The sequence below is a fragment of the Pantoea sp. S62 genome (assembly GCF_016658625.1).
Lineage (GTDB): Bacteria > Pseudomonadota > Gammaproteobacteria > Enterobacterales > Enterobacteriaceae > Pantoea > Pantoea vagans.
Genome location: NZ_JACVVI010000008.1, coordinates 19740 through 45692, shown reverse-complemented (window position 1 = coordinate 45692; position 25953 = coordinate 19740). Strand labels below are relative to the sequence as shown.

Sequence of the window (25953 nt, the reverse complement as noted above, 5' to 3'; positions counted from 1 at the left end):
GCAGGCTGGTTTCAGACCGCGGCCAGATCCAAAGTAGGGTGAATCTGACAACAACGAAGAAGCTCAATGCGCAGGGAATGGGGGCAGAGGAGGAAAGCGTCCCGCGCCATGGACGGCGCGGGCCGAGCGAGTCATGGATGACGGCTTTCGCGCCTTTCCGATCTGACCCTGTTTCCTGTGCATGCACCCTCCCACAACAGAGCGGGGCAAACCTCATCAATAACAAAAGACCGGCTGCTGCCGGTCTTTGTCTTTAACGCTGCCGAAATTACAGCTTCGCGAAACAACGACGCGCGGCGTCAACCGTGCGCTGAATATCCTCTTCGCTGTGCGCCAGCGACATAAAGCCCGCTTCATAAGCTGATGGCGCAAAGTAAACGCCTTCCTCCAGCATCAGATGGAAGAAAGTTTTAAAGCGCTCTACATCGCAGCGGGTCACATCGGCATAACAGGTCACGCTGTCAGCCTCGGTGAAGAACAGGCCAAACATCCCGCCAACATGGTTGATCACCAGCGGGATATTTTGCTGTTGGGCTGCCTCGCGCAGACCCTCAGCCAGCTGGCGGGTCAGAGCATCCAGCTTTTCGTGCGTACCAGGCTGCGCGATCTGCGTCAGGCAGGCAAAACCGGCGGCCATTGCGATCGGGTTACCGGAGAGCGTCCCCGCCTGATAGACCGGGCCGGTCGGGGCCAGCGCGGCCATCACATCGCGGCGGCCACCGAATGCGCCAACCGGCATCCCGCCACCGATAATCTTTCCAAGGCAGGTCAGGTCAGGACGCACATTGTAGTGAGCCTGCGCGCCGCCCAGTGCAACGCGGAAACCGGTCATCACTTCATCAATAATCAGCAGTGCGCCGAACTCATCACAGAGCGCACGCAGGCCTGGCAGGAATTCCGGCTGCGGCGGAATGCAGTTCATGTTGCCGGCAACCGGCTCGACGATGATGGCCGCGATGGCATCAGGATATTGCTCGAAGGCGCTGCGCACTGAGTCGAGATCGTTAAAGGTGCAGGTCAGGGTGTGTTTAGCGAAATCAGCCGGTACGCCCGGCGAGTTTGGCTGACCCAGCGTCAGGGCACCAGAACCGGCTTTCACCAGCAGATGATCGGCGTGACCGTGATAGCAGCCTTCAAACTTGATAATTTTATCGCGGCCGGTAAAGCCACGCGCCAGACGAATCGCGCTCATGGTCGCTTCGGTGCCGGAGTTGACCATACGCACCATCTCCATGGAAGGCACCAGTTCACACACCAGCTGCGCCATGGTCACTTCCATTTCGGTCGGTGCGCCAAAGCTCAGGCCGCGCTGGGCCGCTTCGATCACGGCATTGCGGATCGCCGCATTGTTATGACCCAGCACCATCGGGCCCCATGAGCCGACATAGTCGATATAGGCTTTGCCATCGGCGTCATAGAGATACGCGCCATCAGCATGTTCAATAAACAGCGGAACGCCGCCCACACCGGTAAATGCGCGTACTGGCGAGTTTACCCCGCCCGGGATCAGGCGTTGTGCCTCGGCAAACAGTTGTTCGGACTTACTCATTTTCGGCTCCAGCGGTTCATAAAAAATATTGCACCATTCTACGGAAGAGGGGCAGCAGACGAAAGGCGGATTCACTCGCCGCGCCCTTAACGGAGGTGAAAGCGGCACAGAGTGCGAAGGGCAGAGCTTGATTGCGCTGAGGTGCTGGCTGATAATAGCGTTATTAAGGTCGTTTTCTGACCTGGGCGTTTACCGGAGTAAAACATGAGTGATGAAGTAGTAGCACTGCCGTTGCAGTTTACCGACGCCGCAGCCACCAAGGTGAAGAACCTGATTGCCGATGAAGAGAACCCGGCGCTGAAACTTCGCGTCTACATCACCGGTGGCGGTTGCAGTGGTTTCCAGTACGGCTTCACCTTTGATGATCAGCTGAATGATGGCGACATGACGATCGAAAAGCAGGGCGTCTCGCTGGTGGTTGACCCGATGAGCCTGCAATATCTGGTGGGCGGTTCGGTGGATTACACCGAAGGTCTGGAAGGCTCACGCTTTATCGTGACCAATCCGAATGCCAAAACCACCTGTGGCTGTGGCTCTTCCTTCAGTATCTGATAACGAAGGCCGTCATCGCGACGGCCTCGTTTACCACTCTATTGTGACCAGCCGGTTACTCTGTTTCACACTTCCCTGCGACTGAATCTGACTATGGGTTACGCGTGGCTGCGCGCTTGCCTGTCTGCCGCAGTTCACCTGCGGCGCGGGCTGACCGTTAGCCGTGTTGATTTCACAGCGTGAATAGATGACAAGCCTGGCGCCTATAGAGCCATTAATCGATCCCGCAAATGCAGATCCGGCGAGCGATAGCCCTATGGCCAGCAGCAGTGCTCTGGTCATAGATGGTTCCTGGTGTTTTAAAAAAGCGCCGTGGCGCTAAAAGGACGGCAAGCATACGTGGCCGGCTCGTCTCTGGTATTGATTAACGGCAAAAAGTGCAGCAACTTTAATCATTTCGCCGATTTATTCAGCGGGATGCAGGGCCACACAGAGTTGCTGCGCCGCCAGCAGCAGTCGTGGGCCTGGCCGGCTCAGCCAGTCCTCGCTGATGGCAATCACCGGCACAGTGAGCTGTGGCCGCCAGAAGGCACGGATGTTCTCCGCCTGCTGTGCACTGCCCGCTGTTACCACGGCCTGAGGATGGCGCATCAGTACCTGCTCGCGGCTGACCTGTGGCCAGCTGACGCGGCTGTCGGCAAAGATATTCCTGCCACCACATAATGTAATAATCTCATTCTGCAGCGTGGCTCTGGCGGCGGTAAAAAGCGGCTGCTGTCCAAACTGCAAAAAAAGCGGAACCGCAGTCAGGTGAGTATAGCGCTGACGCAGTGCGGCTTCCTGCTGCCGTAACGCCTGGGCTGCTCTGCTAGCCTGCTCCGGGCTGGGACTCCAGCGGCCCAGATCGGCTAGCGCCGTGAACATCTCATCCAGCGTCTGCGGATCAATCCATTTAACCGGTACGCCGAGCTGTTGCAACTGATCGATCTGCCGCTGCGGATTACCGCCGCGCCAGGCTAAAACCAGGTCTGGTTTGAGCTGCAGAATGCGTTCGGCTTTGATGCCCTGCCAGTTGGCAACCTGCTCAAGCTGTTTTGCCTGCGGCGGATAGTCAGACCATGCACTGACCGCAATCGGCGTAATCCCGGCAGCAAAGGCGAGTTCGGTAAGGTGGGGAGCGAGGGTGATAACACGGGGCGGTGAGGCAAGCTGGCTGCCGCTTAACAGCAGCAGCCAGCAGAAAAGCAGCGTTTTAGCCACGCGCCAGATGCGCCAGCAGGTTCTCCACCAACAGCGAAGATTGCTTCGCCGCTACGCTTAAGAATTCATCAAAGCTGAGGTGAGATTCCTTATCGGCCACGTCGGAAATCGCACGGACCACCACAAACGGTACCTGGAACTGATGACAGACGTGACCGATGGCAGTCGCTTCCATCTCAACGGCAATCGCCTGCGGGAACAGGTTGCGAATGCGCGCCAGCGGTTCGGCACCATTGATAAAGGCATCGCCGCTTACCACCAGACCGCGTACGGCATTCAGATCCAACTGCTTAATGCAGGCTTCTGCCGCAGCAATCAGCTTGCTGTCTGCCACAAACGCGGCCGGACAACCCGCCATCTGACCCGGCTCATAACCAAAAGCGGTGACATCAGCATCGTGATAACGCACTTCGTCTGACACCACGATATCGCCGACGCTGAGCGACGGCGCTAAACCGCCCGCCGAACCGGTGTTGATCACCACATCGGGTTTGCAGAGCTGCAGCAGCAGCGTGGTGCCCAGCGCCGCAGAGGTTTTACCAATGCCCGATTTCAGCAGTGCCACCTCAACGCCCTGCAGGGTGCCGGTATAGATTTCACAACCCGCCAGCGACAGCGTTTGACGGTTTTCAATTTTGTCGCGCAGCAGTGTGACTTCCTGCTCCATCGCGCCAATAATGCCTGCTTTCATAGTGAGTTCCGCTAATGTAAAGAATCAAAATTTAGGGCATAGTCTACCATGGCATCCAGGGGATTAATTCACGAAAAAGTCAGGGGTAATTCATGTCGGCGATCAATTTCAGGAAGAAGATCAGCTTCTCGCGCCCTTATACCAGTCGAAAAGATCCGGAAGGCGAATATTACATTACCCGCCATTTTGAGAGTGACCGTGGACGGATTATCAACTCCGCTGCCATCCGGCGACTGCAGCAGAAAACGCAGGTCTTTCCGCTGGAGCGCAATGCCGCCGTCCGTTCCCGACTGACACACTCGCTGGAGGTGCAGCAGACCGGACGCTACATCACCAAAGAGATCCTGCAAACCCTGAAGATGCAGGGCGGGCTGGCGCAGTATGGTCTGGATGAGCTTGAAGGCGCATTTGAAAGCCTGATCGAAATGGCGTGTCTGCTGCATGACGTGGGTAATCCGCCGTTTGGTCATTTTGGTGAGGCAGCCATTAACGACTGGTTTGAAGAGAACCTGGCTGCCGAACTGGTCGATCCGCTGGTGGCAGGCGTTGAAGGGGATGCGCAGCGTAAAGCCTTTGATGAGCTGAATGCCATGATACGCCAGGATCTCTGCCATTTTGAGGGCAACGCGCAGGCTATCCGTATGGTTCACACCCTGCTGCAGCTCAATCTCAGCTACTCTCAGGTCGCCTGTATCCTCAAATATACTGCTCCTGCCTGGTGGCAGGGTGAAAAGCCCGCCGAATTTAGCGTGTTAATGAAGAAACCCGGTTTTTATCTCTCCGAGCAGGATTATATTGCCGACCTGCGTGCTGCCACCAATATGGAAGAACACCACCGCTTTCCGCTCACCTATATAATGGAAGCGGCGGATGATATCTCCTATTGTATTGCCGATTTGGACGACGCTGTAGAAAAAGATATCTTTAATGTTGAGAGTTTGTTTGAATTTCTCAATAAAGCCTGGGGGCCGGTAAAAAATAATGACGCCTTTAGCCGGACTATTGGCGAAGCATGGCGTGAAGCCTGTAGTAAAAAACGCCGCAGCCGCAGCGATCAATTTTTTATGTCATTACGCGTAAATGTTCAGAGCGTGCTGGTCAGTTACGCGGTGAAACGTTTTGTTGATAATCTTCCTGCAATATTCGAGGGAAGTTTTAACCATGCGCTGCTGGAAGATGAGGGTGAAGAGGGCCGTTTGCTGCAACTGTTTAAGACCGTTGCGCGCCAGCAGGTGTTTAATCACTCCGAAGTTGAACAGCTGGAGCTGCAGGGTTACCGCGTGATTAAAGGGCTGCTGGAGATCTATCAGCCGCTGATGCGCCTTAATTATGAAGCTTTTACCACGCTGATGAATGAGGATTTTTTACGCCAGCACCCGATTGAAACGCGGCTTTTTCATAAGCTCTCCGGGAAACACCGCAAAGCCTATTTGCACAAGATGCGTAATCTGGTTGTGGAGCATAAATATCAGCGGCTGTTGTGGGAGCGTTATTATCGCTTCCGGCTTATTCAGGATTATATTAGCGGCATGACCGATCTCTATGCCTGGGATGAGTACCGGCGGCTGATGGCAGTAGAATAAGCCGCCGATTGTAAAGAGCGCGAATAAATTTTTACCTTTGGCTTAAACTTTTAAAGGAACTTCGCGCTAAAACATTTATCTCACCTTTCGACCACAGCAATGGTCTGAACAGTAATCTTATTGAGAAACGAAAAATGAAAAAAAAGACTTTAGTGTTAAGTGCGCTGGCGTTGAGCCTGAGCATGGCGCTCGCCCCTGTTACTGTTTCTGCTGCGCAAACGGCCTCTTCCGAAAGCCAGCAACTGCCAAGCCTGGCTCCGATGCTGGAGAAGGTGATGCCGTCTGTGGTCAGTATCAGCGTTGAGGGCACCACCACAGTAAAAACCCCACGCATGCCGCAGCAGTTTCAGCAATTCTTTGGCGACAATTCGCCATTCTGTCAGGACGGTTCCCCGTTCCAGGGCTCACCCATGTGCCAGAACGGTGGCGGTGAAGGTGGTAATGGTGGCGCACCCGCCCCTGATACCCAGCAGGAAAAATTCCGTGCACTGGGATCGGGCGTGATTATCAACGCCGAAAAAGGCTATGTGGTGACCAACAACCACGTGGTGAATAATGCCACCAAAATTCAGGTGCAGCTCAGCGACGGTCGTCGCTATGACGCAAAAGTCATCGGTAAAGATCCCAGCTCTGACATTGCACTGATTCAGTTGCAGGAAGCTAAAAATCTGACCGCCGTGAAAATTGCTGACTCTGACAATCTGCGCGTCGGTGATTACACCGTGGCAATCGGTAACCCGTATGGACTGGGTGAAACCGTGACATCCGGTATCGTCTCGGCACTGGGACGCAGCGGCCTGAATGTAGAAAATTACGAAAACTTTATCCAGACGGATGCGGCGATTAACCGGGGCAACTCCGGTGGTGCGCTGGTTAACCTCAACGGTGAACTGATTGGGATCAACACCGCTATTCTGGCGCCGGATGGCGGTAACATCGGTATCGGCTTTGCTATTCCGAGCAACATGGTGAAAAACCTGACGGCGCAGATGGTTGAGTTTGGACAGGTTAAACGCGGCGAGCTGGGTGTGCAGGGCACGGAACTGAACTCCGAACTGGCAAAAGCGATGAAAGTCGACGCACAGCGTGGTGCATTTGTCAGCCAGGTACTGCCAGACTCTGCTGCCGCAAAAGCGGGCATCAAAGCGGGTGACGTGATTGTCTCCATGAACGGCAAACCGCTGAGCAGCTTTGCTTCACTGCGTGCAGAAGTGGGTTCACTGCCGGTTGGCACCACCCTGAAACTGGGCCTGCTGCGTGACGGCAAACCGGTCGATGTATCTGTTCAGTTGCAGCAGAGCAGCCAGGCGAAAGTGCAGTCCGCCACCATCTACAACGGCATTGAAGGGGCTGACCTTAGCAATGTTGAAACCGGTGATAAAGGCGTTCGCGTTGATAATGTGAAAGCGGGCAGTGCCGCAGCGCGTATCGGCCTGAAGAAGGGGGACGTGATTCAGGGCGTTAACCAGCAGCCGGTAACCAACCTCGGCGAGTTGCGCAAAGTCCTTGATACCAAGCCAGCCGTTCTGGCGCTGAATGTGAAGCGCGGCGATAGCAGCATCTACCTGCTGATGCAGTAACGGAACGACCACTGATGAAGAGGCGGACTGCGGTCCGCCTTTTTTATGTCCGGCATTTGCCCTGGCAGAGTGTGATGCTCACCGCAAATTCGGCAAATGACCGCCTGGCTCTGTGCAAATGCACAATGTTCTGCCTGCTTTCCATGCGTATTCTGTTTCTCCCCCTCTTTTTCAGGAGTAATGGATGGCTACCTATCACCTTGATGCCCGGCTGGCACAGGATATCGTGGCGCGCACTATGAAAATTATTGACAGCAATGTCAATGTGATGGATGCGCGGGGCCGCATTATCGGCAGCGGTGACCGGGAACGCATTGGGGAGTTGCACGAAGGTGCGCTGCTGGTGCTTTCACAGGGTCGCGTAGTCGACATTGATGAAGCGGTGGCTAAACATCTTCATGGCGTACGCCCCGGCATTAACCTGCCGCTGCGCATTGATGGTGACATCGTCGGGGTGATTGGCCTGACCGGCGAGCCGCTGGCATTGCGGCACTACGGCGAGCTGGTCTGCATGACCGCAGAGATGATGCTGGAGCAGGCGCGGCTTCTGCATATGCTGGCACAGGACAGCCGTCTACGTGAAGAGCTGGTGCTGAATCTCATCCGCAGCGATACCCTGTCGCCACAGCTAACTGAATGGGCTCAGCGGCTCGGCATCGATCTCAATCAACCGCGTGTGGTGGCCGTTCTGGAGGTGGATAGCGGTCAGCTTGGCGTCGACAGCGCGATGTCAGAGTTACAACAGCTGCAAACGCTGCTGACCACACCGGAGCGCGATAATCTGATCGCCATTGTCTCACTGACCGAAATGGTGGTGCTGAAACCAGCCCTGAACGGGCATGGACGTTACGATCAGGATGATCATCGCCGCCGCGTCGAGCAGTTGCTGCAGCGGATGAAAGAGAGTGGCCATCTCCGGATGCGTATCGCGCTGGGTAACTTCTTTACCGGGCCGGGCAGCATTGCACGCTCTTACCGGACGGCGCGCACCACCATGATGGTAGGCAAACAGCGTATGCCCGAAGTGCGCAGCTATTTTTATCAGGATCTGGTGCTGCCGGTGCTGCTCGACAGCTTGCGAGGCGGCTGGCAGGCCAATGAGCTCGCCCGGCCGCTGGCGAAGCTCAAGAGCATGGATAACAACGGCTTGCTGCGCCGTACGCTAATCGCCTGGTTCACCCATAACGTCCAGCCGAGCGCTACCGCACGTGCACTATTCATTCATCGCAATACGCTGGAGTACCGCCTGAACCGGATTTCTGAACTGACGGGACTGAATCTGGGTCATTTTGACGACAGGCTGTTGCTCTATGTGGCTTTGCAACTGGATGAGCAGGGGTAGGGGCAGGTTTGCGGCATAAAAAAGGCCAGCAAAGCTGGCCTCTCTTGTCTCTTGTCGGACAGGAAATTAACGGCTGTTACGGGTTAATTTTTCCAGGTCCGATTCAATTTCCGAGATCTTGTGGGCGACCACGCTTTCCAGGTGACGCAGGTCATCCAGAATTTTGCGTTTCAGATCCACTTCAACCTGATCGCGCTGGCAAATCTGGTCCAGTTCATCGATGACATAACGCAGATTCGGGCTGATTTCCTGAACTTCTTTGTAGCCCTGCGTCGCGTGATCGGCAACGACAGTTTTGCGCTGGCGCGGATATTTGAATTTAACGCTCTTCGCGAAAAACTCGCCTTTATCTTTGCGGAAGTAGATCTTCAGAATGTCGTTATTGGCTTCCTGACGCAGGCTGTAGCGGTCAATGTCGTCCGGGTTACTGATACCTAAGCTTTTCAGATTGTCATACATAGCGTTGTTTCCATCAAAAGTGAGAAGCGCGCAGACTTGTTCATGACGTCCGTCAACTGTAGACATAAATAAGCGGGATGAACATTGCGCGACAGGATTTAACTGGCGCGGATTATGACCTGGATAAAAACTAAACGCACCAGTTAATTCGCGGCGCGAAGCATGTTATTTGATAATGACTGTAAAGAAAAGATGACGGGCTGATTTCCAGCCCGTCAGTGAAATCAGTCGATGGTGCGCAGCAGTTCGTTGATACCGGTTTTGCCCAGCGTTTTCGCATCCACTTTCTTCACGATCACGGCACAATAGAGGCTGTAGCTGCCATCTTTGGACGGCAGGTTACCTGAAACCACGACGGAGCCGGCAGGCACACGACCATAATGTACTTCGCCTGTTTCACGGTCATAAATTTTGGTGCTCTGACCGATGTAAACACCCATTGAGATCACTGAGCCTTCTTCAACAATCACGCCTTCAACGATTTCAGAGCGTGCGCCAATGAAGCAGTTGTCTTCGATAATGGTCGGGTTGGCCTGCAGCGGTTCCAGCACGCCACCGATACCCACGCCGCCAGAAAGGTGAACGTTTTTACCAATCTGTGCACAGGAGCCGACGGTCGCCCAGGTGTCTACCATGGTGCCTTCATCCACAAATGCACCGATGTTGACGTAAGAAGGCATCAGCACCGTGTTGCGGGCGATATAGGCACCCTGACGCACAGCCGCAGGCGGCACGACGCGGAAGCCTGCTGCTTTGAAACGCGCTTCATCCCAGCCGGCAAATTTCATCGGCACTTTGTCGTAAAAGCGGGTTTCCGAACCTTCCATCACCTGGTTGTCATTGATGCGGAAAGAGAGCAGCACTGCTTTCTTCAGCCACTGATGCGTTACCCACTCGCCGTCGATCTTCTCAGAAACGCGCAGCTCACCGCTGTCCAGCAAAGAGATCACCTGGTTAATGGCATCACGGGTTTCTCTGTCAACGCTGGCAGGTGTGATGTCAGCGCGACGTTCGAAGGCGGATTCAATAACGCTCTGTAACTGTTGCATATTTTTTTCCTGATCTGTCATGTGCGATGCCGGGCAATAACCCGACACAAGTAAAGAGATTAATGTTTACAAATCGAGTCTGGTCACACTTTATCGTTTGGATTAAGGGCCTCTGTCAACCGTTGTTGCAACGCTTTGCGCATTTCTTCGTCCAGCGCCTGACGTTCACTGTTGGCCAGAATAAACAAATCTTCGACCCGCTCGCCAATGGTGCTGATGCGTGCGCCGTGCAGTGAGACACCGAGATCGGCAAAGACTTCACCCACGCGCGCCAGCAGGCCAGGCTGATCCAGCGCCACCAGTTCAAGGTAGCTGCGACGGTCGGTGTGCGTCGGCAGGAAATTGACCTCGGTATCCACGCTGAAATGCCGCAGTTTGGCCGACGGACGACGGGTTCGTGGCGCCACCCAGTCAGACTGGGTGATCGCCTGCTCCAGCGCCTGAATGATCATCGGATGGCGGTCCGGCGACAGCGGGCTGCCATCCGGTTCCAGCACAATAAAGGTATCCATGGCCATGCCGTCGCGGCTGGTAAAGATTTGCGCGTCGTGGACGCTGAGGTTGCGGCGGTCGAGTTCTCCGGCGACGGCGGCAAACAGGTGTGGGCGATCGGGACTCCAGATGAAAATTTCGGTTCCGCCGCGTGTGGCCTGCGGGCTGACCAGCACTAATGGTTTCTTCAGGTCGTGAACCAGTAAGTGGCGGGCATGCCAGGCAATCTGATTAGGCGTATGGCGCAGGAAATAATCTGCGCGGCAGCGATTCCAGATCTGGTGCAGACGCTCTTCATCGATGTTGTCCATCCGCAGCAGCGCCAGCGCCTGCAGGCGATGGTGACGCACCCGCTCACGCAGGTCCGGACTGTTTTCCATGCCGCGTCGCAACTGCTTCTCGGTGGCGAAAAAGAGCTCACGCAGCAGGCTCTGCTTCCAGCTATTCCACAGGCTTTCGTTGGTGGCGCAGATATCGGCGACGGTCAGGCAAACCAGATAGCGCAGCCGGTTCTCATTCTGCATCACCTCAGCGAACTGCTGGATCACCGTCGGGTCCTGAATATCGCGCCGTTGCGCCGTCACTGACATCAGCAGATGATGGCGAACCAGCCAGGCCACCAGCTGCGTTTCACGCGAGTTAAGGCCATGCATTTCAGCGAAATCGAGTGCATCCTGTGCGCCGAGAATAGAGTGATCGCCGCCGCGCCCTTTGGCAATGTCATGCAGCAGTGCGGCCATCAGCAGCAGCTCCTGCTGCGGCAGGCGCGGCCATAACTCTACGCACAGCGGATGCTGCGGCCGGGTGGTTTCATTGGCAAAGCTTTCCAGCTTCTGCAACACGCGGATAGTGTGCTCATCCACGGTGTAGGCGTGGAACAGGTCGAACTGCATCTGCCCGACAATATGGCCCCACAGCGGCGTGTAAGCCCATAACACGCTGTGACGGTGCATCGGCACCAGTGCCCGGCTGACCGCGCCGGGATGACGCAGAATCGACATAAAGGTACGTCGCGCTTCCGGAATCTGGCACAGCGGCTGTTTAAGATGACGACGCGCATGGCGCAGATGACGGAGGGTAGTGGAGTAGATCCCCTTGATGCTGTCGTTACGCACCATGACATAGAACATACGCAGAATTGCCTGCGGTTCGCGGGTAAACAGCGTTTCGTCGCGCAGGTCGATCAAATTGCCACGCAGCTGGAAATCGTCATCGACAGGTCTCGGTTTTTCGCTGGTAGAGAGCGCCAGAATCGCCTCATCAAACAGCTGCAGCAGCATCTGATTCAGTTCGCCGATGCGCCGCGTGACGCGATAGAAATCTTTCATCATCCGCTCGACCGGCTCATTGCCTTCGCCCTGGTAATTCAGGCGCTGCGCCACGCTGAGCTGGCGATCGAACAGCAGGCGATTATCGTAGCGGGGCAGGGAGAGGTGCAGGGCAAAACGGATGCGCCAGAGAAATTCCTGGCATTCGTTGAGTTCGCTGCGTTCCGCGTCGGTGAGGAAACCAAAGCCAACCATCTCATCCAGCGTGGTGGCGCCAAAATGGCGTCGGGCAACCCATTGCAGCGTGTGGATGTCGCGCAGGCCACCCGGACTGCTCTTGATGTCCGGCTCAAGGTTATAGCTGGTGCCGTGGTAACGCTTGTGGCGTTCCTGCTGTTCTTCGATTTTGGCCGCAAAGAAGGTGGATGAGGGCCAGAAACCATCGCTGAAAATGTTTTTCTGCAGTTCCAGAAACAGCGCCACGTCGCCGGTCAGCATCCGTGATTCAATCAGGTTAGTGGCAACGGTCAGGTCAGACAGCCCCTCCAGCAGACACTCTTCCAAAGTGCGCACGCTATGGCCCACTTCCAGCTTGAGGTCCCACATCAGCGTCAGCAGATCGCTGGTACGCTGTGCAGCCTGTTCATTCAGCGGCTGGCGGCTGAGGATCAGGACATCAATATCAGAGAGCGGATGCAGTTCGGCACGGCCATAGCCGCCCACGGCGACCAGCGCGATAGAGGGCATCGCATCAAAGCCATAGAAGCGCCACAGGCGACGCAGCAGCCGATCGATAAACAGCGTGCGGGCATCTATCAGCGGCTCAACGGCTTCACCGGCATCAAATGCGGCAGCCAGATGCTGCTGAAACTGCTCCAGCCGCGGCTTCAGAATGTCGCGGGTCAACTGGTCGTCACCCCATTCGGCTGGCGAATCGACCAGACCGTTTTTTACCTCTTCCGACAGACTCACGCTCATGCAGCTCTTCTCTTTTTTAGCCAAAAAAAAGCCGGCTCATCGCCGGCTTGATCTGCGTGAAGAAAATTACCCTTCAGCAACGAGCACGGCAGGGATCGTGTCATCTTTACGCAGGGTTAAAATCTCACAGCCGTTTTCCGTCACCACAATAGTATGCTCATACTGTGCGGACAAGCTGCGATCTTTGGTTTTTACCGTCCAGCCATCTTTCATGGTGCGGATGCGGTAATCACCGGCATTGACCATCGGTTCTACCGTAAAGGTCATGCCCGCCTGCAGTACAACGCCGCTATCATCGGCATCGTAATGCAGCACCTGCGGCTCTTCGTGGAAGCCCTTGCCGATGCCGTGACCGCAATATTCGCGCACAACAGAGAAGTCGTTCGCTTCCACATACTTCTGGATAGCCCGGCCCAGTTCGCGCAGACGAATACCGGGCTTAATCAGACGCAGGGAAAGATAGAGGCTCTCCTGCGTGACGCGGCACAGGCGCTCACCCTGAATGGTCGGTTTACCAACGATAAACATCTTTGAGGTATCGCCGTGGTACTCATCTTTAATCACGGTGACATCAATATTGACGATATCGCCATCTTTTAACGGGCGGTCATCGCTGGGAATGCCGTGGCACACCACTTCGTTGACGGAGATGCAGACCGACTTCGGAAAGCCGTGATAGCCGAGGCAGGCAGAGACCGCCTGTTGCTTTTGAGTAATGTGCTCGTGGCAGATGCGGTCCAGCTCACCGGTGGTCACACCCGGTTTCACGTAAGGTTCGATCATCTCCAGCACTTCGGCGGCCAGTCGGCCTGCGACGCGCATTTTTTCGATTTCTTCAGGAGTTTTAATTGAAATTGCCATTAAATTAATCCGCATTTGTCGAAATTTTCGACAATAATAAGTTCTGTGCTGTCATGTTAGCAGCCAGCAAATGGGCTGCCAAATAGAGAACGCGCTGGCCTCTGTCAGCGATGATTTATTGGCGTCACTGGGCTGGTTGTGATATAAAGCGCGCCGACGATTCTCTGTATGGCCGTTTCGGTCAGCAGGAAACGCATAACTCTCATTATGTGTACTAAAACACACATGTATCGACACATACGCCGGGGTGCCTTGAAAGAGGTCGGTCGTATGGGATACATGGAGGCCCAACCCCAATCAAACTTTAGAGGTTTTATCATGGCAACTGTTTCCATGCGCGACATGCTCCAGGCTGGTGTTCACTTCGGTCACCAGACCCGTTACTGGAACCCAAAAATGAAGCCATTCATCTTTGGTGCACGTAACAAGGTTCACATCATCAACCTGGAAAAAACTGTACCTATGTTCAACGAAGCTCTGGCTGAACTGAACAAGATCTCTTCCCGTAAAGGTAAGATCCTGATCGTAGGTACTAAGCGCGCTGCTGCTGAAGCGGTAAAAGAGTCTGCACTGAGCTGCGACCAGTTCTTCGTAAACCACCGCTGGTTGGGTGGCATGCTGACTAACTGGAAAACCGTGCGTCAGTCAATCAAGCGTCTGAAAGATCTGGAGATTCAGTCTCAGGATGGTACTTTCGACAAACTGACCAAAAAAGAAGCGCTGATGCGTGCGCGTGAGCTGGCCAAGCTGGAAAACAGCCTGGGCGGTATCAAAGACATGGGCGGTCTGCCAGACGCGCTGTTTGTTGTTGATGCTGACCACGAACACATCGCAATCAAAGAAGCAAACAACCTGGGTATCCCGGTATTTGCTATCGTTGATACCAACTCAGATCCAGATGGCGTTGATTTCGTTATCCCAGGTAACGACGATGCGATCCGTGCTGTAAACCTGTACCTGACTGCCGTTGCGACCACCGTTCGCGAAGGCCGCTCTCAGGACCTGGCTGAGCAAGCTGAAGAAGCGTCTTTAGAAAACGCTTAATTAAGGTTTGCTCTGCATAAGAGCCCTTAGCATTCAGATGTGATCTGTAAGGGGCCTATAGTGGCCCCTTTATTTATCTAAGTCTGTTACGCCCCCAACCGGACGGCGGGACAGAGTAAATTTTCCGCAAATAAGTGTCTGCATGTACGTATGTACACAGGCACGAACCGAGGATTCTGGAATGGCTGACATTACCGCTGCATTGGTAAAAGAACTGCGCGAGCGTACTGGCGCTGGCATGATGGATTGCAAAAAAGCGCTGACTGAAGCGAACGGCGACATTGAGCTGGCGATTGAGAACATGCGTAAGTCTGGCGCAATCAAAGCAGCGAAAAAAGCAGGCAACGTTGCTGCTGATGGCGTAATCAAAACCAAAATCGTTGGCGACTACGGCGTGATTCTGGAAGTTAACTGCCAGACTGACTTCGTAGCAAAAGATGGCGGTTTCCAGGCGTTCGCAGACAAAGTTCTGGATGCGGCTGCCGCTGATCGTGTTACTGACGTTGAAGTCCTGAAAGCGCAGTTCGAAGAAGAGCGCGTTGCACTGGTTGCTAAAATCGGTGAGAACATCAACATCCGTCGCGTTGCAATCCTGGAAGGCGCAGAGCTGGGCAGCTACCTGCACGGCGCGCGTATCGGCGTTCTGGTTTCAGCGAAAGGCGCTAACGAAGATCTGATCAAACAGATCGCGATGCACGTTGCAGCGAGCAAGCCTGAATTCGTTAAGCCAGAAGACGTTTCTGCTGACGTGGTAGATAAAGAGTACCAGGTTCAGCTGGACATCGCGATGCAGTCTGGCAAGCCAAAAGAGATCGCAGAGAAGATGGTTGAAGGCCGTATGAAGAAATTCACCGGCGAAGTCTCTCTGACGGGTCAGGCTTTCGTTATCGACCCAAGCAAAACCGTTGGCCAGGCTCTGAAAGAGCATGGCGCTGACGTGATCAACTTCATCCGCTTCGAAGTGGGTGAAGGCATCGAGAAAGTTGAATCAGACTTCGCTGCAGAAGTTGCAGCAATGTCCAAACAGTCTTAATGCTCTGAAAGAACCGCCAGATGGCGGTTCTTTTTTGTCTGTGAATCGCAACAGACACGTTTTCAGTTTCATCCCAATAGCATTTTCTTTGCGGTAAGCGGATGATCGATCAGAATTTACTTCTCCTTTACACCCAATCTTCCAGGAAGAACTGACCATGGCGACCAACGCAAAACCTGTTTATCAACGTATCCTGCTTAAACTCAGCGGCGAAGCTCTGCAAGGCGCTGAAGGTTTTGGTATCGACGCGAGTGTGCTTGACCGCATGGCACAAGAGGTAAAAGAGCTGGTTGAGCTGGGCATCCAGGTTGGCGTGGTAATTGGCGGAGGGAACCTGTTCCGCGGCGCGAGCCTGCAGCAGGCAGGTATGAACCGCGTCGTAGGTGACCACATGGGTATGCTGGCGACCGTGATGAACGGCCTGGCGATGCGTGATGCACTGCACCGCGCCTATGTGAATGCACGCCTGATGTCAGCGATTCCACTGAATGGCGTCTGTGACAACTACAGCTGGGCAGAAGCGATCAGCCTGCTGCGTAACAACCGCGTCGTCATCTTCTCCGCCGGTACCGGCAATCCGTTCTTTACCACCGACTCTGCGGCGTGTCTGCGCGGCATTGAGATTGAAGCGGACGTGGTACTGAAGGCGACCAAAGTTGACGGCGTTTACTCTGCCGATCCGGTGAAAAGCCCGGACGCGACGCTGTATGATCAACTGACCTATGCCGAAGTCCTGGATAAAGAGCTGAAAGTGATGGATCTGGCGGCCTTTACCCTGGCACGTGACCACAAATTACCTATCCGTGTTTTCAACATGAATAAACCTGGCGCACTGCGTCGCGTAGTGATGGGTGAAAAAGAAGGCACCCTGATTACGCATTAATACCCGAGGCGAGATAAAATAAGGTATATTCTGTCAGCGCGATGAGAACGCATCGCGCACCAGTCAGGATTATCGATGATTATCGATCCCGCTTCCGGTTATGCCGGAACTGGCCAGGTCAAACCGAATCCAAGGGTTTCAACGTGATTAACGACATCAAAAAAGATGCTGACACGCGCATGGAAAAATGCGTTGAAGCATTCAAAACTACCATCAGCAAAGTGCGTACCGGTCGTGCGTCACCTTCGCTGCTCGACGGCATCGTCGTCGAATATTACGGCACGCCGACGCCACTGCGTCAGCTGGCTTCTGTCACTGTGGAAGATTCACGCACGCTGAAAATCAACGTGTTTGATCGTTCACTAAGCCAGGCAGTCGAAAAAGCGATCATGAAGTCCGATCTCGGTCTGAACCCAAGTTCAGCCGGTACTGACATCCGTGTTCCGCTGCCAGCGCTGACAGAAGAGCGTCGTAAAGATCTGATTAAAATCGTGCGCGGCGAAGCCGAGCAGGGCCGTGTGTCGGTACGAAACGTCCGTCGCGATGCCAACGATAAAATCAAAGCGCTGCTGAAAGATAAAGAAATCAGCGAAGACGACGAACGTCGTGCGCAGGACGAAGTGCAAAAAATGACCGATGCGTACATCAAGAAAGTTGATGCTGCACTGTCAGAAAAAGAAACGGAGCTGATGGATTTCTGATTCCATCACTGCCGGACAAAACGCCGTACAGAGAGGTATTCGTATGAATGCGACATCTGGCGGCGTTTTACATTGTGCCTGCGGGCACGCTGACTTCACACGGATAGCCTCATGAAGCGATTAACTCTGCTGGGATCCACCGGCTCGATCGGCACCAGTACGCTGGCGGTGGTTCGCGCCAACCCAGAGCTTTATCAGATTACGGCGCTGGTTGCCGGCCATAACGTGGCGCTGATGGCCGAACAGTGTGCGGCCTTTACGCCACGCTACGCCTGCATGGCAGACGAAACTTCTGCCGCTGCGCTGCGTGAGCGACTGAGAGCAATCAGGGTCAATACTGAAGTGCTCTCCGGCGTTCAGGCAGCCTGTGAGCTGGCCGCGCTGGATGAGGTGGATCAGGTGATGGCGGCCATTGTCGGTGCGTCAGGTTTGCTGCCAACGCTGGCCGCCATTCGCGCCGGTAAAACGGTATTGCTGGCCAACAAAGAATCGCTTGTCACCTGCGGCCGTTTGTTTATGGAGGCGGTGCGTCATCATAACGCGCAGTTACTACCGGTCGACAGCGAACATAACGCCATTTTTCAGAGTTTACCGGCTACCATCCAGCATCAGTTAGGTTACGCTGACCTGCGGGATAATGGCATTGAGTCAATTATCCTTACGGGATCGGGTGGTCCTTTTCGTGACACAGATTTAGCGGATCTCAGCGCCATGTCGCCTGATCAGGCCTGTGCACATCCGAACTGGTCGATGGGGAGAAAAATCTCTGTCGATTCGGCCACCATGATGAATAAAGGTCTTGAGTACATTGAAGCCCGTTGGTTGTTTAATGCCAGCGCAGCGCAGATGGAAGTGATCCTTCACCCACAGTCGGTGATTCACTCTATGGTGCGATACTGCGATGGCAGCGTGCTGGCTCAGTTAGGTTCTCCCGATATGCGTACGCCCATTGCCCATAGCATGGCCTGGCCTTCGCGCATCAAAGCAGGCGTGACGCCGCTGGATTTTACCCGCATGTCGGCGCTGAGCTTTGCAGAACCTGATTTTAGTCGCTACCCCTGCCTGAAACTGGCCATTGATGCCTGTGATGCAGGGCAGGCGGCGACCACCACGCTGAATGCAGCCAACGAGGTTGCCGTCGCGGCTTTCCTGAACCACCAGATCCGCTTCACCGACATCGCAGCGCTTAATAGCGCGGTGATGGCAGCACAGGTGTGTCCGGAGCCTGATTCGGTGGACGCTGTCCTTGAAATTGATCGCTCCGCGCGCGCGCTGGCGGCAGAAATGTTGCCGCGCTTCACGTCGTGAAGCCGATCGTTATGAGGCCATTTGTTCGCTTCAGGTGAAAATGGTATAGTCGCTGGCTCGCGTTTCACGGTCTGTCACCGAATTCGGTGTGGCCCGGCACCAAAAGCGTGTCGGGATTTGAATCGGGCGCAATGTATTCAGAAACCACAGCATTTCTGATGAAAGGAATTGGTTAAGCGTTATGTCGTCTAACAATCACAACAACACTGATGACCAGCAGGGAAACGGTCCGCGCCACGTCGCTATCATCATGGATGGCAACGGTCGCTGGGCCAAAAATCAGGGAAAATTGCGTATTTCAGGCCACAAAGCGGGCGTTAAATCGGTGCGCCGCGCCGTCAGCTTTGCGGTCAGCAACAATCTTGAAGCCCTGACGCTTTACGCCTTCAGCAGTGAAAACTGGAGCCGTCCGGCGCAGGAAGTCACCGCGTTAATGGAACTGTTTGTCTGGGCGCTCGACAGCGAAGTGAAAAGCCTGCACAAACACAATGTTCGCTTACGCGTCATTGGCGATACCAGCCGTTTCAGCCCGCGTATTCAGGAACGTATTCGCCGTTCTGAGACGCTGACCGCAAATAATAGTGGCCTGACGCTCAACATTGCTGCCAACTATGGCGGCCGTTGGGATATTATCGAAGGCGTGAAAAAACTGGCTGAGCAGGTGCAGGAAGGATTACTGCGTCCTGACCAGATTACCGAAGAGAGCCTGACGTCGCAGCTCTGTATGCAGGAGCTGGCGCCAGTGGATTTAGTGATAAGGACCGGGGGAGAGCATCGGATTAGCAACTTCCTGCTGTGGCAGATTGCCTATGCTGAATTCTATTTTACCGATGTGCTCTGGCCGGATTTCGATGAACACGTTTTTGAAGGTGCACTGAATGCATTCTCTCTGCGGGAGCGTCGTTTTGGCGGCGCTGCACCAGGCGGCGCCTGAGCAATCTGGGGGTAACCTTTGCTGAAGTCTCGTCTGATTACCGCGTTGATATTAATTCCGCTGGTAATAGCTGCACTGTTCTGGTTACCACCTGTGGGCTTTGCCCTTACAACCATCGTTATCTGCATGCTGGCCGCCTGGGAATGGGGTCAGTTTGCAGGGATGGCATCACGGCAACAGCGCGTCTGGCTGGCTGTACTTTGTGGTCTGCTGCTGGCGCTGATGCAGTTTACGCTGCCGCCTTATCAACACACGGTGCATCTGCCCCAGGTCGCGACATCGCTTTGGGCGTCGCTGGTGTGGTGGGTCGTTGCACTGCTGCTGGTCCTCTCCTATCCCGCATCTGCGGCCTTCTGGCGTCATTCGCGCCCGCTCCGCTTACTGTTTGGCGTGTTAACGCTGGTGCCTTTTTTCTGGGGCATGGTGGCGCTGCGGCAGTATCACTACGAAACCGATCACTTCGCCGGTGCCTGGTGGCTGCTGTTTGTGTTGCTGCTGGTGTGGGGTGCGGATTCAGGTGCCTATATGTTTGGCAAAATGTTCGGCAAGCACAAGCTGGCACCGAAGGTCTCGCCAGGTAAAACCTGGGAAGGCTTCCTGGGCGGCCTGGTCTCCTCTGCGCTGATTGCGCTGCTGTTTGCCTCGCTGGCGCCGCTGACGGTCTCTACCGGTACGCTGGTGATTTGCGCGGTTATCGCAACGCTGGCCTCCGTGCTGGGCGACCTCACTGAGAGTATGTTTAAACGTGAAGCGGGTATCAAAGACAGTGGCAATCTGATACCGGGTCACGGCGGCATTCTTGATCGCATTGATAGTCTGACTGCGGCGGTGCCGGTGTTTGCCTGTTTATTGCTGCTGGTGTTCCGCACCCTTTAAGGACAGGCAAAGATGTTGAGCATAATCTGGAGTTTCTTCGCCTTTATCGTTGCGCTGGGCGTGTTGATTACCGTTCATGAGTTTGGCCATTTCTGGGTCGCTCGTCGCTGTGGCGTCAAGGTTGAGCGTTTTTCCATTGGGTTTGGTAAGTCGCTCTGGCAGCGCCGTGACCGCCACGGCACGGAATTTGTCATCGCGCTGATTCCCCTTGGTGGCTACGTGAAAATGCTCGACGAACGTGTCGAAAGCGTGCCAGCCGAGCTGCGTCATCAGGCTTTTAATAATAAAGCCGTCTGGCAACGTGCCTCCATCATTGCGGCAGGTCCTGTCGCTAACTTCCTCTTTGCCATCTTTGCCTACTGGGTTGTGTTTATTCACGGCGTGCCTGGTGTGCGCCCGGTAATCGGTGAAATTTTAAACGGTTCGGTCGCTGCGGAAGCGCAAATTGCGCCCGGCATGGAACTTAAGGCCGTTGACGGTATCGAAACGCCTGACTGGGATGCTGTGCGTATGGCGCTGGTGGGTAAAATCGGCGACAGCAGCACCACGTTAACGGTGGCACGATTTGGCGAGGACGCAACTCAGCAGAAGCAGCTGGATTTGCGTAACTGGCAGTTTGAGCCTGATAAGCAGGATCCGGTCGTCGCGTTAGGCATTCAGCCTCGCGGTCCGCAAATTGAGACCACACTGGCAGAAGTTCAGGCGAATTCGCCAGCCAGTGAAGCCGGTTTGCAAGCAGGCGACAGGATCGTTAAAGTCGATGGTCAGCCATTATCGCAGTGGCAGACGTTTGTTACCCAGGTCCGGGACAATCCCGGCAAAAGCCTGGCGCTTGAGGTGGATCGCGGCGGTGAATCAATTGCGCTGACGATGACGCCAGAAGCGAAAGCTGGCACGACAGCGGGCTTTGCGGGTGTGATTCCGCGCATTGTTCCGCTGCCCGAAGAGTACAAGACGGTAAGGCAGTATGGCGCGTTTGCGGCTATCGGTGAGGCCAGTGTAAAAACCTGGCAACTGATGAAGCTCACCGTTTCCATGCTGGGCAAGTTAATAACCGGTGATGTGAAGCTGAACAACCTGAGCGGGCCAATCTCGATTGCGCAGGGTGCAGGGTTGTCAGCGGAGTATGGGTTGATTTACTACCTAATGTTCCTGGCGTTGATTAGCGTCAACCTGGGCATTATCAACCTGTTCCCTTTGCCGGTTTTAGATGGTGGGCACCTGCTGTTCCTGGCGATCGAAAAGATCAAAGGTGGACCGGTGTCCGAGCGAGTTCAGGACTTTAGTTATCGCATCGGCTCAATTCTGCTGGTGCTGTTAATGGGGCTTGCACTTTTCAATGATTTCTCACGTTTGTAACCGCTGGAACGCGAACATTCGAGGGATGTGTTAGGAAAACGCATAACAACGATGGCGATGAAAAAGTTGCTCATAGCGTCGCTGCTGTTTAGCAGCGCCACCGTTTACGGTGCAGACGATTTCGTGGTGAAGGATATTCATTTCGAAGGGCTGCAGCGAGTCGCCGTCGGCGCGGCTCTGCTGAGCATGCCAGTACGGGTTGGCGATACGGTGAATGACGATGATGTCAGAAATACCATTCGCTCGCTGTTCGCTACTGGCAACTTTGAGGATGTTCAGGTCCTGCGAGACGGTACAACGCTGATTGTCCAGGTCAAAGAACGTCCTACCATTGCCAGCATTACCTTCACCGGTAACAAAGCGGTGAAAGAGGATCAGCTCAAACAAAATCTGGAAGCTTCAGGTGTCCGTGTCGGCGAAGCGCTGGACCGTACTACCATCTCTTCTATCGAGAAGGGACTTGAAGACTTCTATTACAGCGTCGGTAAATATACCGCCAACGTGAAAGCCGTGGTCACGCCACTGCCGCGTAACCGCGTTGATCTGAAACTGGTCTTTACGGAAGGTGTCTCTGCCAAAATTCAGCAGATCAACATCGTCGGTAATAAAGCCTTCAGCTCCGATGAACTGATCTCCCGTTTCCAGCTGCGCGATGAAGTGCCATGGTGGAACGTGGTCGGCGATCGTAAATACCAGAAGCAGAAACTGGCGGGCGACCTTGAGACCCTGCGCAGCTTCTATCTGGATCGCGGTTATGCCCGCTTCAACATCGATTCGACTCAGGTCAGCCTGACGCCAGATAAAAAAGGCATCTACATCACGGTGAATATCACCGAAGGTGACCAGTACAAAATTGCTGGTGTGATCGTCAATGGCAGCATGGCGGGCCATTCAGCAGAAATTGAGCATCTGACCAAAATTCCTGCAGGCGAGCTTTATAACGGCGCCAAAGTCACGAAAATGGAAGATGACATCAAGAAACTGCTGGGCCGCTACGGCTATGCCTATCCGCGTGTCGCCACACAGCCTGAAATCAACGACGCCGATAAAACCGTAAAACTGCATATCAACGTCGATGCGGGTAACCGCTACTACGTGCGTAACGTCCGTTTCGAAGGCAATGACACCTCTAAAGACTCGGTGTTACGTCGCGAAATGCGTCAGATGGAAGGCGCATGGCTGGGCAGCGATCTGGTTGAGCAGGGTAAAGAGCGTCTGAACCGTACCGGTTACTTTGAAACCGTGGATGTGGATACGCAGCGTGTGCCTGGTTCGCCGGACCAGGTTGATGTGGTCTACAAGGTTAAAGAGCGTAACACCGGTACCTTTAACTTCGGCGTCGGCTACGGCACCGAAAGTGGTGTGAGCTTCCAGGTCGGGGTAACGCAGGATAACTGGCTGGGCACCGGTAATACCGTGGGCATCAGCGGCACCAAAAATGACTACCAGACCTATGCTGAATTCTCGCTTACTGACCCTTACTTCACCGTTGATGGTGTGAGTCTGGGTGGTCGTCTGTTCTATAACGACTTCAAAGCGGACAATGCGGATCTGTCTGACTATACCAACCGAAGTTATGGTCTGGATGGCACGCTTGGCTTCCCGGTTAACGAAAACAACACCCTGCGTGTCGGTCTGGGCTATGTCCACAATGACCTGTCAAACATGCAGCCGCAGGTTGCGATGTGGCGTTATCTGGATTCAGTCGGCAAGCCGCAGCAGTTAAATGACAAAGGCGAATTCTCAGCCGATGACTTCACCTTTAACTACGGCTGGACATACAACACGCTGGACCGTGGCTTCTTCCCGACATCTGGTAACCGTACCAACCTGAACGGTAAGGTAACGATTCCAGGCTCAGATAACAGCTTCTATAAGGCCACGCTGGACACCCAGCAGTATGTGCCGATTAACCAGGATCGTACCTGGGTGCTGCTGGGCCGTGGTCGTGTTGGCTATGGCGATGGTCTCGGCGGCAAAGAGATGCCGTTCTATGAGAACTTCTACGCCGGTGGCTCGAGCACCGTGCGTGGCTTCCAGTCCAACACCATTGGACCGAAAGCGGCTTACTACAATAACAACTCGTCGAACTGCCGCATTGCCGATCCAAATGGAGTCTGTAAGTCTGACGATGCGGTGGGCGGTAACGCCATGGCGATTGCCAGCCTTGAGCTGATTACGCCAACGCCGTTCCTGAGCGAGAAGTATGCTAACTCGGTGCGTACCTCGGTGTTTGTTGATACCGGTACTGCGTGGGATACCCACTGGGAAAACACCGCTGAAACACGTGCTGCGGGTATTCCTGACTACAGCGATCCAAACAATATCCGCGTATCAAGCGGTGTGGCGCTGCAGTGGATGTCACCGCTCGGCCCGCTGGTGTTCTCGTATGCCCAGCCGATTAAGAAAGTCGATGGAGACAAGTCAGAGCAGTTCCAGTTTAACATTGGTAAAACCTGGTAATGTTCTGAGCATGGATGCATAGCTGAAGTCTTGCTGCCGGGCAGCACTTGTTGCTGTTCCGGGGCAAACACTGTGTCGCTGACACAAACGTTGATGGTAAGGAGTTTATAGTGAAAAAGTTGTTGTGTGCCGCAGGTCTGGGTCTTGCTTTAGCGGTCTCCGCTGGTGTTCAGGCTGCTGACAAAATTGCAGTGGTAAACGTGTCCAGCATTTTCCAACAGTTACCGCAACGTGCGACTGTTGCTAAACAGCTGGAAAACGAGTTCAAAGGCCGTGCAACTGAGTTGCAGAGCCAGGAGCGCGATCTGCAAACCAAAATGCAGCGTCTGCAGCGTGACGGTTCTACCATGAAGGCCAGCGAACGCAGCCGTATGGAAAAAGATGTCATGTCACAGCGTGAAGCTTTCTCTTCAAAAGCGCAGGCTTTTGAGCAGGACAATCGCCGTCGTCAGATGGAAGAGCGTAACAAGCTGCTGAGCCGTATTCAGGATGCCGTGAAGAAAGTCGCTGACAGCGATGGTTACGACGTCGTGATCGACGCTAACGCGGTGGCTTATGCATCAAACGCAAAAGACATCACTGCTGACGTGCTGAAACAGGTTAAATAATTCATGTCATCTATTCGACTGGCTGATTTAGCCCAGCAGTTGGATGCAGAATTGCACGGAGATGGCGATATCGTCATCTCCGGCATTGCTTCTATGCAATCCGCCACAACTGGCCAAATCACTTTTCTTGCAAACAGCCGTTACCGCGAGCAACTCGCCCTGATAAAGGCCTCAGCCGTGGTGCTGACGGAAGCGGATCTGGAGTGGTGCAAAACCGCAGCGCTGGTAGTCAAAAATCCCTACCTGACCTATGCGCGTATGGCACAAATACTCGATACCACGCCACAGCCGGCGCAGAATATCGCCCCCAGCGCAGTTATCGATCCCTCAGCCCGACTTGGCAATAACGTTGCCATTGGTGCCAATGCAGTGATCGAAGCGGACGTTGAGCTGGGTGATAACGTAGTCATTGGTGCGGGATGCTTTGTGGGCAAAAAAACCCGTATCGGCAGCGGAACCCGCCTCTGGGCCAACGTCTCTGTGTATCACGAGATCGAAATCGGCCAGGATTGTCTGATTCAGTCAGGTACCGTCATCGGTTCTGATGGTTTCGGCTATGCCAACGATCGCGGTAACTGGGTGAAAATCCCGCAGTTAGGCGCGGTAATTATCGGCGATCGCGTCGAAATAGGTGCCTGCACCACCATCGATCGCGGTGCGCTTGATAACACTCTGATCGGCAATGGTGTTATCATAGACAACCAGTGCCAGATCGCTCACAACGTAGTTATTGGCGACAATACTGCGGTTGCAGGCGGTGTGATCATGGCGGGTAGTTTGAAAATTGGGCGTTACTGTATGATTGGCGGTGCCAGCGTCATTAACGGCCATATGGAAATCTGTGACAAAGTAACGGTGACCGGTATGGGTATGGTCATGCGTCCTATCACAGAGCCTGGTGTCTATTCGTCAGGCATTCCGCTGCAACCCAACAAAACCTGGCGCAAAACTGCAGCGCTGGTGATGAACATCGATGACATGAGCAAACGCTTAAAAGCCATCGAGCGCAAGGTCGGCAAAGACGACTAACCGCCATCCCAAAACTGACCGGCTTTCATAATAAAAATGTTAAGCAGGGAAGCCCGGCGCCACAGAACCTATTTGCGGCCTGCGGAAGATCATTTTGATCTGTGCAGGCCG

23 protein-coding genes are annotated in these 25953 nt (G+C 54.3%); 15 read left to right on the top strand and 8 right to left on the bottom strand.

The window, feature by feature from the left end; genetic code table 11:
- Window positions 1-268: 268 nt before the first annotated feature.
- The gene (hemL, locus tag IBT54_RS13205) at window positions 269-1549 is read right to left on the bottom strand and encodes a glutamate-1-semialdehyde 2,1-aminomutase (RefSeq protein ID WP_195857330.1); all 1281 of its coding nucleotides are present in this window, start codon (window positions 1547-1549) and stop codon (window positions 269-271) included.
- Window positions 1550-1753: 204 nt separating this feature from the next.
- On the opposite strand from hemL, the gene erpA reads away from it, so the two are divergent.
- Window positions 1754-2101, top strand: coding sequence for an iron-sulfur cluster insertion protein ErpA (gene erpA, locus IBT54_RS13200; RefSeq protein WP_008925625.1), 348 nt, complete (start codon window positions 1754-1756; stop codon window positions 2099-2101).
- A 30-nt stretch (window positions 2102-2131) separates the two neighbouring features.
- Here erpA and IBT54_RS13195 read toward each other — a convergent pair whose 3' ends face one another.
- From IBT54_RS13195 to mtnN, 3 genes are all read right to left on the bottom strand, one after another.
- Entirely contained in the window at window positions 2132-2383 is a 252-nt protein-coding gene (locus tag IBT54_RS13195) for a hypothetical protein (RefSeq protein WP_033781925.1), read from the bottom strand.
- 123 nt (window positions 2384-2506) lie between these two features.
- Window positions 2507-3301 carry a vitamin B12 ABC transporter substrate-binding protein BtuF gene (gene btuF / locus IBT54_RS13190; protein WP_201252273.1) on the bottom strand — a complete coding sequence of 265 codons (795 nt, stop codon included), beginning with the start codon at window positions 3299-3301 and terminating at the stop codon, window positions 2507-2509.
- The gene (gene mtnN, locus IBT54_RS13185) at window positions 3294-3992 is read right to left on the bottom strand and encodes a 5'-methylthioadenosine/S-adenosylhomocysteine nucleosidase (protein WP_013356830.1); all 699 of its coding nucleotides are present in this window, start codon (window positions 3990-3992) and stop codon (window positions 3294-3296) included. Before mtnN ends, btuF begins: the two co-directional genes overlap by 8 nt.
- Window positions 3993-4084: 92 nt before the next feature.
- Between mtnN and dgt the strand changes: the two genes are divergently transcribed.
- The 3 genes from dgt to IBT54_RS13170 all read left to right on the top strand — a co-directional run bounded on the left by dgt (window position 4085) and on the right by IBT54_RS13170 (window position 8497).
- Entirely contained in the window at window positions 4085-5575 is a 1491-nt protein-coding gene (gene dgt, locus IBT54_RS13180) for a dGTPase (RefSeq protein ID WP_013356831.1), read from the top strand.
- A 134-nt stretch (window positions 5576-5709) separates the two neighbouring features.
- On the top strand, window positions 5710-7155 hold the full coding sequence (degP, locus tag IBT54_RS13175; protein WP_095706168.1) for a serine endoprotease DegP: 1446 nt from the start codon (window positions 5710-5712) through the stop codon (window positions 7153-7155).
- A 184-nt stretch (window positions 7156-7339) separates the two neighbouring features.
- Entirely contained in the window at window positions 7340-8497 is a 1158-nt protein-coding gene (locus IBT54_RS13170; protein ID WP_013356833.1) for a CdaR family transcriptional regulator, read from the top strand.
- A gap of 66 nt (window positions 8498-8563) precedes the next feature.
- Here IBT54_RS13170 and IBT54_RS13165 read toward each other — a convergent pair whose 3' ends face one another.
- The 4 genes from IBT54_RS13165 to map all read right to left on the bottom strand — a co-directional run bounded on the left by IBT54_RS13165 (window position 8564) and on the right by map (window position 13604).
- Window positions 8564-8956 carry a DUF3461 family protein gene (locus tag IBT54_RS13165; protein WP_033731626.1) on the bottom strand — a complete coding sequence of 131 codons (393 nt, stop codon included), beginning with the start codon at window positions 8954-8956 and terminating at the stop codon, window positions 8564-8566.
- A 224-nt stretch (window positions 8957-9180) separates the two neighbouring features.
- Complete coding sequence (gene dapD / locus IBT54_RS13160) at window positions 9181-10005, bottom strand: 2,3,4,5-tetrahydropyridine-2,6-dicarboxylate N-succinyltransferase (protein WP_201252272.1); 825 nt, start codon at window positions 10003-10005, stop codon at window positions 9181-9183.
- Between the two features lie 83 nt (window positions 10006-10088).
- Window positions 10089-12743: a bifunctional uridylyltransferase/uridylyl-removing protein GlnD gene (gene glnD, locus IBT54_RS13155; protein WP_110331394.1), complete on the bottom strand. Its 2655-nt coding sequence runs from the start codon at window positions 12741-12743 to the stop codon at window positions 10089-10091.
- 66 nt (window positions 12744-12809) lie between these two features.
- Window positions 12810-13604, bottom strand: coding sequence for a type I methionyl aminopeptidase (map, locus tag IBT54_RS13150; protein WP_041456646.1), 795 nt, complete (start codon window positions 13602-13604; stop codon window positions 12810-12812).
- Window positions 13605-13922: 318 nt separating this feature from the next.
- Here map and rpsB point away from each other — a divergent pair, with 318 nt between their 5' ends.
- The 11 genes from rpsB to lpxD all read left to right on the top strand — a co-directional run bounded on the left by rpsB (window position 13923) and on the right by lpxD (window position 25842).
- A complete protein-coding gene (gene rpsB, locus IBT54_RS13145) occupies window positions 13923-14648 on the top strand; it encodes a 30S ribosomal protein S2 (protein ID WP_033731630.1) in 726 nt (241 codons plus the stop codon).
- Between the two features lie 181 nt (window positions 14649-14829).
- On the top strand, window positions 14830-15681 hold the full coding sequence (gene tsf, locus IBT54_RS13140; protein WP_201252271.1) for a translation elongation factor Ts: 852 nt from the start codon (window positions 14830-14832) through the stop codon (window positions 15679-15681).
- Window positions 15682-15838: 157 nt separating this feature from the next.
- Window positions 15839-16564: a UMP kinase gene (gene pyrH, locus IBT54_RS13135; RefSeq protein WP_013356840.1), complete on the top strand. Its 726-nt coding sequence runs from the start codon at window positions 15839-15841 to the stop codon at window positions 16562-16564.
- A 143-nt stretch (window positions 16565-16707) separates the two neighbouring features.
- Window positions 16708-17265, top strand: a complete 558-nt coding sequence (frr, locus tag IBT54_RS13130; protein WP_033731632.1) for a ribosome recycling factor — start codon at window positions 16708-16710, stop codon at window positions 17263-17265.
- A gap of 111 nt (window positions 17266-17376) precedes the next feature.
- Entirely contained in the window at window positions 17377-18573 is a 1197-nt protein-coding gene (ispC, locus tag IBT54_RS13125) for a 1-deoxy-D-xylulose-5-phosphate reductoisomerase (RefSeq protein ID WP_033731633.1), read from the top strand.
- 181 nt (window positions 18574-18754) lie between these two features.
- Window positions 18755-19507: a (2E,6E)-farnesyl-diphosphate-specific ditrans,polycis-undecaprenyl-diphosphate synthase gene (ispU, locus tag IBT54_RS13120; RefSeq protein WP_009091989.1), complete on the top strand. Its 753-nt coding sequence runs from the start codon at window positions 18755-18757 to the stop codon at window positions 19505-19507.
- Between the two features lie 18 nt (window positions 19508-19525).
- Window positions 19526-20383, top strand: a complete 858-nt coding sequence (gene cdsA, locus IBT54_RS13115) for a phosphatidate cytidylyltransferase (protein ID WP_013356843.1) — start codon at window positions 19526-19528, stop codon at window positions 20381-20383.
- Window positions 20384-20395: 12 nt separating this feature from the next.
- Window positions 20396-21742: a sigma E protease regulator RseP gene (gene rseP / locus IBT54_RS13110; RefSeq protein WP_201252270.1), complete on the top strand. Its 1347-nt coding sequence runs from the start codon at window positions 20396-20398 to the stop codon at window positions 21740-21742.
- A 51-nt stretch (window positions 21743-21793) separates the two neighbouring features.
- Entirely contained in the window at window positions 21794-24205 is a 2412-nt protein-coding gene (gene bamA, locus IBT54_RS13105) for an outer membrane protein assembly factor BamA (RefSeq protein WP_013356845.1), read from the top strand.
- Between the two features lie 110 nt (window positions 24206-24315).
- Entirely contained in the window at window positions 24316-24813 is a 498-nt protein-coding gene (skp, locus tag IBT54_RS13100) for a molecular chaperone Skp (RefSeq protein ID WP_003852644.1), read from the top strand.
- A 3-nt stretch (window positions 24814-24816) separates the two neighbouring features.
- Window positions 24817-25842, top strand: coding sequence for a UDP-3-O-(3-hydroxymyristoyl)glucosamine N-acyltransferase (gene lpxD, locus IBT54_RS13095; RefSeq protein ID WP_013356846.1), 1026 nt, complete (start codon window positions 24817-24819; stop codon window positions 25840-25842).
- Window positions 25843-25953: the final 111 nt, after the last annotated feature.